The following is an 8,421-nucleotide window of genomic DNA, read 5'->3' on the forward strand; positions in this document are numbered from 1 at the left end:
GCACACCCTGCCGCGTCCTTAGCGTGGCTAACTTTCTCCGCTGCCGCACCGATCGCCGAATCCGCGACCGGGCGCCGGCTGCCGAGGAAGGACAGGGATGCGAAAAGGCGACATGCACGGGAGCCCGGCCGTCCGGGCCCGCGGAATCACGAAGTCATTCGGTGACGTGGTCGCACTCGACGGCGTCGACCTCGACGTGGCACGCGGGCAGGTCCACGGCCTGGTCGGCCCGAACGGCGCGGGCAAGACGACGCTCCTCGGCCTGCTGCTGGGCTTGGCGGTCGCGGACGGCGGACGCCTCGAGATCCTCGGTACGCCGGTCGGGCGCACGCTCGCCGTCCCCGACGGCGTCGCGGGCTTCGTGGACGGACCCGGGCTCTATCCCTCGCTCACCGCGCGCCAGAACCTCTCGGCCCTGGCCGCACTGGCCCGGTACGACACCGGTGGCGCCACAGGCGTCGACGACGCGCTTGAGCAGGTCGGGCTCACCGACGTCGCCGACGACCGTGTGCGGGGGTTCTCGCTGGGGATGCGCCAGCGGCTCGGGCTGGCCGCCGCGCTGCTCACCAAGCCGCGCCTGCTCGTCCTCGACGAGCCGGCCAACGGCCTGGACCCCGCGGGCAAGCACCACGTGCACCGCGTCATCACCGGGCTCGCCGCGGACGGGACCGCGGTGGTCCTCTCCAGCCACCGGATGGACGACCTCGCCGCGCTGTGCTCCGAGGTGACCATCCTCGCCGCCGGACGGGTCGTCTTCTCCGGTCCGGTGAGCAAACTCGCCGCCGAGAGCGGCGAGCTCGACTACCGGCTGCTCACCTCCGACCCCGTGGCCGCCCACCGGCTGGCGTCGCAGACGCCCGGGCTCCGCGTCGCGCCCGGCCGCGACCCCGCGGGGCGACCCGACACCGACGTACTCGTGGTCCGCGGGCCCGTGCCGGCCATCGACGAGCTGGTCGTACGGCTGGTGCGAGCCGGTGTGGCGCTCCGGGAGCTGGCACCCGTGGTGACGCCGCTCGAGGCCGCGTTCCTGACCCTGACCGGGACCGGCACCGTACCCACGAAGGCCGATCGGGAGGACCTGTGATGACCGCGACCGCCACCCGGCCCCGGGCCGGCGCCCGGCCGGCGCCCGTGCTGCCCGGCTACCGGTTCGAGTTGGTCAAGCTGCTCTCCCAGTGGCGCATCCGCCTGTTGCTGCTCGCCTGCTGGATCGCCCCGGCGGCCTTCGTGGCCGCCGTGAGCCTGCAGAGCTCGCTCCCCGCCGACACGGTGTTCGGCCGCTGGATGAACGCGACCGGCTGGGCGGGGGCGCTGGTCGTGCTGGACTTCTCGTGCAGCTGGGCGCTCCCGCTGCTGACGGCGCTGGTCGCCGGCGACGTCTTCGCGGCCGAGGACCGGCTGGGCACCTGGCGCCACCTCCTCGTGGCGGTGCGCTCGCCGAAGCGGATCTTCGTGGCGAAGGGCCTCGCCAGCCTGACCGTGCTCCTGCTGCTGGTGGCCGGGCTGGCCGCGTCGGGCATTGTCGGCGGCCTGGCCGCGGCCGGAAACCGGCCGCTCGCCGGCCTGGACGGCCATCTCCTCGCCCCGGCGGACGCCGCCGCCACGGTTATGCTCGCCTGGGTGTGCGTGCTGGCGCCGACGGTGGCGTTCGCCGCCGTCGGGCTCCTCGGCTCGGTGGCCCTGGGCCGCTCGCCGATGGGCCTGCTGATGCCCGCACTGCTCGCCCTGGTGCTGCAGCTCGCCCAGCTCCTCCCGCTGCCGGTGGCGGTGCGGATGGCCCTGCCGAACGGCGCCTTCCTCGCCTGGCGCGGGCTGTTCACCAGCCCGGCGCAGGTGGGCCCCCTCCTCATCGGCCTCGCGGTGAGCCTGGTGTGGGCGGTCACCGCCACCACGCTGGCCTACCGGCTGTTCCTGCGCCGCGACTTCACCGACCTGGCGTACGACGGGTCGGGCCGGCGGGTCGTCGTGGCGGCGATCCTGCCGCTGGCCGCACTGGTCGTCCTCACCGTGGGCGTGATCGCCGTCGCGGCCCCGGCCACGGGCTCGGGGATCGAGAAGGGGAAGCTGCAGGACTCGCTCGCCACGGCGTACGCCCATCTCTACCGGCTGCAGACGCGGGAGCTCCATCGCCCCGACGTCACCGAGGCCCAGCTCGGGGCGTCCGCGTCCTGCGACAAGGGCGGCTCCCCGGTCCCCGACCGGGGACCGGGCAACGACTGGCGGTGTGTCGTGTCCTGGCGCCTCCCCGGCGCGACCGCCGTCGGCTCCGCCATCTACCAGCTCGACGTCACCGCGGACGGGCGGTACGTCGCCGACGGAGACGGACCCAAGGAGGTGAACGGCTACTTCCAGGTGCGCACCCCGGCCGGGGACGCACCCAACCCCCTGTGGCAGTTCGACGGGAACGTCGACCTGCTCGCAAGCACCCCTAAGGAATGATCCATGCACGTCACGCGCCAGCGCGTCACGAAGGTCCCGCTCGGGCTCCTCAACGGACGCACCGGCCGGCGGACCCGCCTCCTCGCGGCCGCCACCGCAACCCTCGTCGTCGCCGGCGGCGGCATCGCCTACGCGTCCACCGACGGATTCGGCACCCAGCAGGTCGGCCAGACCACCGACAAGGGCCTGGTCGTGTCGAGTGACCAGTACATCGACCCCATCGGCGAGCGCCTCGTCATCAACAACGGCAAGATCATGTCGTCCTCGGTCAGCCCGGACGGCACCCACCTCGCGGCCTCGGTCACCGACGGCGGCATGGCGCTCGTCATCGTCGACCTGAAGAACTGGAAGGTGCAGCAGCTCGTCGGCAACAACGCGGCGGCGAACCTGCGCATCAGCGGCAACGACGTGGGCCAGGAAGGCCCGACGTATTCGCCGGACGGTTCGCAGCTGTGGCTGGGCCGGGCCGACGGCTACACCAGGTTCACCGTGAACCCCGACGGCAGCCTCGCCAACCCGACGAACGTCACCATCGCCGCACAGGGCTCGAAGCGCGCTCTGGTGGGTGAGCCGGTGTTCTCCGCCGACGGGACGACCGTGTACGCCGCCGTGAACGGCCAGAACCGCGTGGTCGCCATCGACGCGGCGACCGGGGCCATCCGGCAGAGCTGGGCCGTGGGCAACGCCCCTCGCGACATGGTCGTGGTCGGGACCAAGCTCTACGTGAGCAACGAGGGCGGGCGCCCGGCGAAGCCCGGCGAGACGACGATCAACTCGTACGGCACCCAGGTGCCGGCCGACCCGGACACCGGCGCCACCACCACCGGCACGGTCAGCGTCATCGACCTGGCGAACCCTGCCGCCGCCCCCGCGAGCATCGACGTCGGCCTGCACCCGACCGCCCTGTACGCCAAGAACGGCGCGCTGTTCGTCACCAACACCGCCACCAACGACGTGTCGGTCATCGACACCTCCAGCGACAAGGTCGTCCAGACCATCGCGACCCAGCCGTGGCCGGAGGCCTCGGTGGGTTACGAGCCCGACGCGGTGACGCTCACCGACGACGGGCACCTGCTGGTGACGCTCGGCCGCGCCAACGCGGTCGCCGTCTACCGTTACACGACGCCGCAGGAGCCGGTCGGCTACGTCGGCCTGCTCCCGACGGACTACTTCCCCGCGGAGATCACCACCGTCGGTGACGACGTGCTGGTCTCCAACACCCGTGGCATCGACGCCCGCCGCCCCACGAGCAGCGCCGGGCACGGCACCCACGACACGACGTCGAGCCTGCAGCGGTTCACACTGCCGGACGACAAGGAGATCGCGAAGTACACGGCCCGGGTCTTCGCGCAGAACGGCTGGGGCAAGAACGACGTCAAGAAGGCCGAGGGCAACAAGCAGAAGGCAGTGCCGGTTCCGAAGCGTCTCGGCGACCCCTCGACGATCAAGCACGTCTTCCTGATCGTCAAGGAGAACCGGACCTACGACCAGGTCTTCGGTGACATGCCGCAGGGCAACGGCGACCCGTCGCTGGCCCAGTACGGCGAGAACGTGACGCCGAACCAGCACGCGCTGGCGCGTCAGTTCGGCCTGTACGACAACACCTACGACATCGGCACCAACTCGGCCGAGGGCCACAACTGGCTGATGCAGGCCGACAACCCGGAGTACACCGAGTCCTCGGCCGGCGAGTACCTGCGCAGCTACGACACCGAGGACGACGCTCTCGGCCACCAGCGGACCGGCTTCCTGTGGACCGGCGCGCAGGCGGCGGGCAAGACCGTGCGAAACTTCGGCGAGTTCCACCAGTTCCTGACCAAGCCGTCCGGCGCGACCTGGCAGAACCTGTACTGCGACACCAGGAACATGGAGGCGACCGGCCAGGACACCGCCTACACCCTGAACTCGTCCTCGCCGATCCCATCGCTCAACGACGTGTCGGTGCACGGCTTCCCGAAGTTCGACACCAGCGTCCCGGACATCTACCGGTACGAGATCTGGAAGCGTGACTTCGCGGCCAACGGGCCGGCGAACCTGAACATGTTCTGGCTCTCCAGCGACCACACCGGCGGCCCGCCGAACGGGGCCGCCCAGGTCGCCGACAACGACCTGGCCGTCGGCAAGATCGTCGACACCATCTCGCACAGCAAATACTGGAAGGACTCCGCGATCTTCGTCGTCGAGGACGACTCCCAGAACGGCCTCGACCACGTCGACGGCCACCGTGCCCCGATCCAGATCATCAGCCCCTGGGCCAAGCACGGCACCGTGGACAGCCACTACTACACCCAGATCACCATGATCCGCACAATCGAGCAGATCCTCGGGATCCAGCCGATGAACCAGAAGGACAGCGCCGCCACCCCGATGGCCGCGGCCTTCACCGGCAAGCCCGACTACACGCCGTTCACCGCCCTGCCGAACCGCACGTCGCTGACGCTGGGCCTGTCGGGCTCCAACCTGCCGTCCTGCGGTGCGGACACCCCGGCGCCGCAGAACTCGGCTGCTGCGGCGGCGCCGTCGGCGAAGGTGCCCAAGGACAAGCAGGAGATCGCGACGAAGTGGGGCGCCTGGAAGTCGCACCAGTCGTTCAACGGGCCCAACGCCAGGGCCGACTCCGGGAACCCCGAGCAGATGAATCGCTTCTCGTGGTACGAGGCGCACGACTACAAGAAGCCCTACCCGGGTGACGACGAGATCTACGCGCCGGACCAGGTGCCGGGCGCCTACATCCCGTCGTCGGACAACGACGGCTGACGCGGGCTGATCAGACGGAAGGGCCCTTGACCGGCGTCACCGCCGGCCAGGGGCCTCTTCCGTCCCCCGCACGGGCGGCAGGCCGGCCGGGCGACACGTCCGCGCGAGCCGCGTCACCGCCGCGCCCGCGCGTCGCTGCCCGTCTTGGCCTGGAGAAGTTCGGTGAACAGGTTCTCCCACTGCGGCATGACGTTCTCCGGGGCGTACTCCCTGGCGGTGGCCGCCGCGGCGGCGCCCATGCGCAGCCGGAGGTCGCGGTCGGCGATGAGCCGGTTGAGCGCCGCGGCGAGGGCGTCCACGTCCTCACAGGGCACCAGGACGCCGTCGGTCCCGTCGGTGAGCACGTCACGGGGGCCGGTCGGGCAGTCGAAGGCCACGATCGGCAGCGCGTGGGTCATCGCCTCGATCATGACCATCGGCAGGCCTTCGAAGCGGCTGCTCAGTGCGTAGATCGAGGCCCGGGCGAGTTCGTCGTCGAGGCGGTTGGTGCGGCCCATCAACGTCACGTGCGCGGACAGGCCGTGCTCACGGATCAGCGCGCGCAGGGCGGCCTTCCTCGGGCCGGTGCCGAAGACGCGCAGGCGCCACTCCGGATGCTCCTTCACCACCTGGGCGAACGCCGGGAGCAGCAGGTCGAAGCCCTTCTGCCTGACCAGGCGGCCGGCGGCGACCACGACGGGGTGCTCCTGCCGGGACGGCACCTGGTTCACCGCGTGCACCGCGTTCGGGATCCGCACGATCCTCGTGCCGGGCAGCGCGCGCTCGTACTCACGCCGGTCGCCGGCCGTCAGCACGGCGATCGCGTCGAACGCGCCGTAGTGCCGGACGATCTCCTCGCGCAGCGCGCCGGGATAGGTGCCGAGGTTCATGTGCTCCTGCGCCACCCGCACGACGTTCCCGGAGGCGCGGCGCGCGGAGATGAGGTTCAGCGCCGGGCGCGTGGTGACGAGGACCCCGTCGTCCACCGAGGCGACGTAGTCGATGACCGCCTTCTCGACCCGCTCGGTGAAGTAGCCCGCGGCGAACTCGCCGTACGGCACGATCTTGCCGCGCAGCCGCCGCCACACGCGCCGGCCGAGGGAGTCGGCCTGTACGCCGGTCCGCTGGTCCACGAGTGTGGTGAGCGCGACGTCGGGATGCAGGCGGAACTGCGGCTCGTCACGGCGGCGCACCACGCTGACGATCTCCACCTCGTGGCCCAGCGCGGCCATCGCGTTCGCCTGGTTGACCACGGTGCGGATCGTGCCGCCCATGCCGTAGGCGTGCAGGAGCAGGTAACGGATCCTCATCGGACCTCCTCCTTCGGGAGGTAGCCCCAGCTGCGGCAGATGGGTTTGAGCAGGTCGGGTATCTCGTCCGGCCCGGGCAGGTCGCGTCCCGGCTGCACGGTGCCCGACCGGATCTTGTCGCTCCAGTCGCCCAGGCCCTTCTGCACCACCTTCTGCTCGCCGTACGCCAGCATTCCGGGCTCCCACTCCACCTCGAGAAAGTCGCAGATGGCGCGGGTCGTCTTCTCCGGCTCGGCGGTCAGGTCCTCGTACCGCACGGTCAGGCCGGTGAGCGCCTTCCTGGCCCGCTGCACCGCCTTCATGTAGCGCAGCGCGTCGGCGGCGGCCTCCTCCCGGGTGCGCTTGACGGGGTCGGCCTCATACCACGAGGCGGCGATGGAGGCGGGATGGCGCAGCAGGAAGACGTAGCGGGCGTCGGGCCAGCAGGCGGAGATCCGGGCGTACGCGAAGGCGTTGGCGGGGGTCTTGTCCACGATGGTCCGCTTGCCGCCCCGCACGAGTTCGCGGTGGAGCACCCGGTCCCACAGCATGTGCTCCAGGTCGGCCTGGTTGTGACCGAGCGCCTCCATTGCCTTGCGGGCCAGTGGCGTGCCGAACCCGACGGTCAGCCGCCTGACGTGCAGCTCGTGCGGGGCGTGCAGTTCGGGGTGGGCGTTCAGGACCGACCGCAGCAGGGTGGAGCCCGACCGCACCGGGGACATGATGAACACCGGCGCGACCAGAAGGCGGTCGGTGCGAGGGTCGGCGGGAGGACGCACCATTTCCTCCGGCGCCGGAGCCGGGGCGGGGCCGGCGGGCGAGGACTGGGCGGCGGGCCGGACGCGGGTGAGCTGGACTCCTGTGAATTTTACGAGTGCGCCGTTGATCCTCCGCTGCCATGTCATGGCCCGCGAGATTACCGGGGCTTCCGGGGAAATCCCTGAGAATCCACCCCCTGCTCACCTGTGACCCCGCCATGTCTCACCAGGTGGCTTGCGGCCGCCGCGCGGTCAGCCATCGGCGGGCCGCGTCCAGGTGGGCGTCGCCCAGCCCGTCCCTGGGGTCGACGGCCACCACCAGGAACTCGCCGACGCCCGGATGGCCGCGCAGAAACTCCAGATCGGCCGGGCCGAGATCGTCGTCGAACCACACGAACGGCCGGCCCCGGACGTACTCGGCGACGTGCCAGGTCTTGATGTTCACGCCGGGCGGGCGGGGTGGGTCGCCGTCGATCGGGATCACCGGCAGCGGGGGCAGCCCGATCCTGGGGCCGATCTCCTCGTTGGCGCGCTCGCCCCAGGTCGTCGCCCAGGTCAGCGCCGCGCCGGTCTCCCGGCGCAGCGCGGTCAGCTTGGCGCCGTGCCGGGGATCGAGCAGCAGGCGGAACCACTCGCCCTCCGCCACGCATTCGAAGCGGCGGAAGCGCGGCGAGGAGCGCCGCGCGGGGTTGAGCACCCCGTCGACGTCCAGCAGCAGCAGCGTCCCGTCCATCACGGCCATCATCCCGCCGTCCGGGTCCGCTCCTCCACCCCGAACGCGCAGGTGCGACAACGCGAAACCGGACCCGGCCGGACATCGTCCGAACCGGATCCGGTTTCGTCAGGGGTAAGGGATCAGCTGCAGGTGACCGACGGGGTGGCCGCGCTGCCGTTGGCGGTGAAGCCGAAGGTGGTGGACGAGCCGGCCGCGATGGAGCCGTTGTAGGGCGCGTTGCGGACGGTCACGCTGGAGCCGGACACGCTCTGCGTGCCGTTCCACAGGCTGCTGATGCTCTGCCCGCCGGGCCAGGTCCAGTTCACGGTCCAGCCGTTGACCGCCGAGCTGCCGGCGCTGACCGTGACCTCGGACTGGAAGCCGCCGGGCCAGGAGTTGATCGTACGCATCGTCGCGCTGCACCCGCCCGGCTGCGGCGAGGTGGCCGGGCGACGGGGCTGACCGGGGCGGTGGCGGTGGGGCG

The 8,421-nt window shown here is 71.4% G+C and carries 7 protein-coding genes; 3 read left to right on the top strand and 4 right to left on the bottom strand.

What is annotated here, in order from left to right; genetic code table 11:
• Positions 1–166 precede the first annotated feature (166 nt).
• Genes B1L11_RS30585 through B1L11_RS30595 form a run of 3 tightly spaced genes read left to right on the top strand, consistent with a single transcriptional unit; the run spans position 167 to position 5,196 of the window.
• Positions 167–1,084 (top strand): ABC transporter ATP-binding protein, encoded by a 918-nt coding sequence (locus B1L11_RS30585; RefSeq protein ID WP_256863029.1) that lies wholly within the window; start codon positions 167–169, stop codon positions 1,082–1,084.
• A complete protein-coding gene (locus tag B1L11_RS30590; protein ID WP_079318876.1) occupies positions 1,084–2,439 on the top strand; it encodes an ABC transporter permease in 1,356 nt (451 codons plus the stop codon). Before B1L11_RS30585 ends, B1L11_RS30590 begins: the two co-directional genes overlap by 1 nt.
• Positions 2,440–2,442: 3 nt before the next feature.
• Positions 2,443–5,196: a bifunctional YncE family protein/alkaline phosphatase family protein gene (locus B1L11_RS30595; protein ID WP_079318877.1), complete on the top strand. Its 2,754-nt coding sequence runs from the start codon at positions 2,443–2,445 to the stop codon at positions 5,194–5,196.
• A 113-nt stretch (positions 5,197–5,309) separates the two neighbouring features.
• Here B1L11_RS30595 and B1L11_RS30600 read toward each other — a convergent pair whose 3' ends face one another.
• The 4 genes from B1L11_RS30600 to B1L11_RS30615 form a co-directional block, all read right to left on the bottom strand.
• The gene (locus B1L11_RS30600; protein ID WP_079318878.1) at positions 5,310–6,485 is read right to left on the bottom strand and encodes a glycosyltransferase family 4 protein; all 1,176 of its coding nucleotides are present in this window, start codon (positions 6,483–6,485) and stop codon (positions 5,310–5,312) included.
• The gene (locus tag B1L11_RS30605; protein ID WP_256863030.1) at positions 6,482–7,246 is read right to left on the bottom strand and encodes a sulfotransferase; all 765 of its coding nucleotides are present in this window, start codon (positions 7,244–7,246) and stop codon (positions 6,482–6,484) included. Before B1L11_RS30605 ends, B1L11_RS30600 begins: the two co-directional genes overlap by 4 nt.
• A 199-nt stretch (positions 7,247–7,445) precedes the next feature.
• On the bottom strand, positions 7,446–7,955 hold the full coding sequence (locus B1L11_RS30610; RefSeq protein WP_143737651.1) for an HAD domain-containing protein: 510 nt from the start codon (positions 7,953–7,955) through the stop codon (positions 7,446–7,448).
• A 122-nt stretch (positions 7,956–8,077) separates the two neighbouring features.
• A partial coding sequence (locus B1L11_RS30615; protein ID WP_179155397.1) for a cellulose binding domain-containing protein occupies positions 8,078–8,421 on the bottom strand: 344 nt, incomplete at its 5' end.

The organism is Microbispora sp. GKU 823, assembly GCF_002027145.1.
GTDB classification, from domain to species: domain Bacteria; phylum Actinomycetota; class Actinomycetes; order Streptosporangiales; family Streptosporangiaceae; genus Microbispora; species Microbispora siamensis.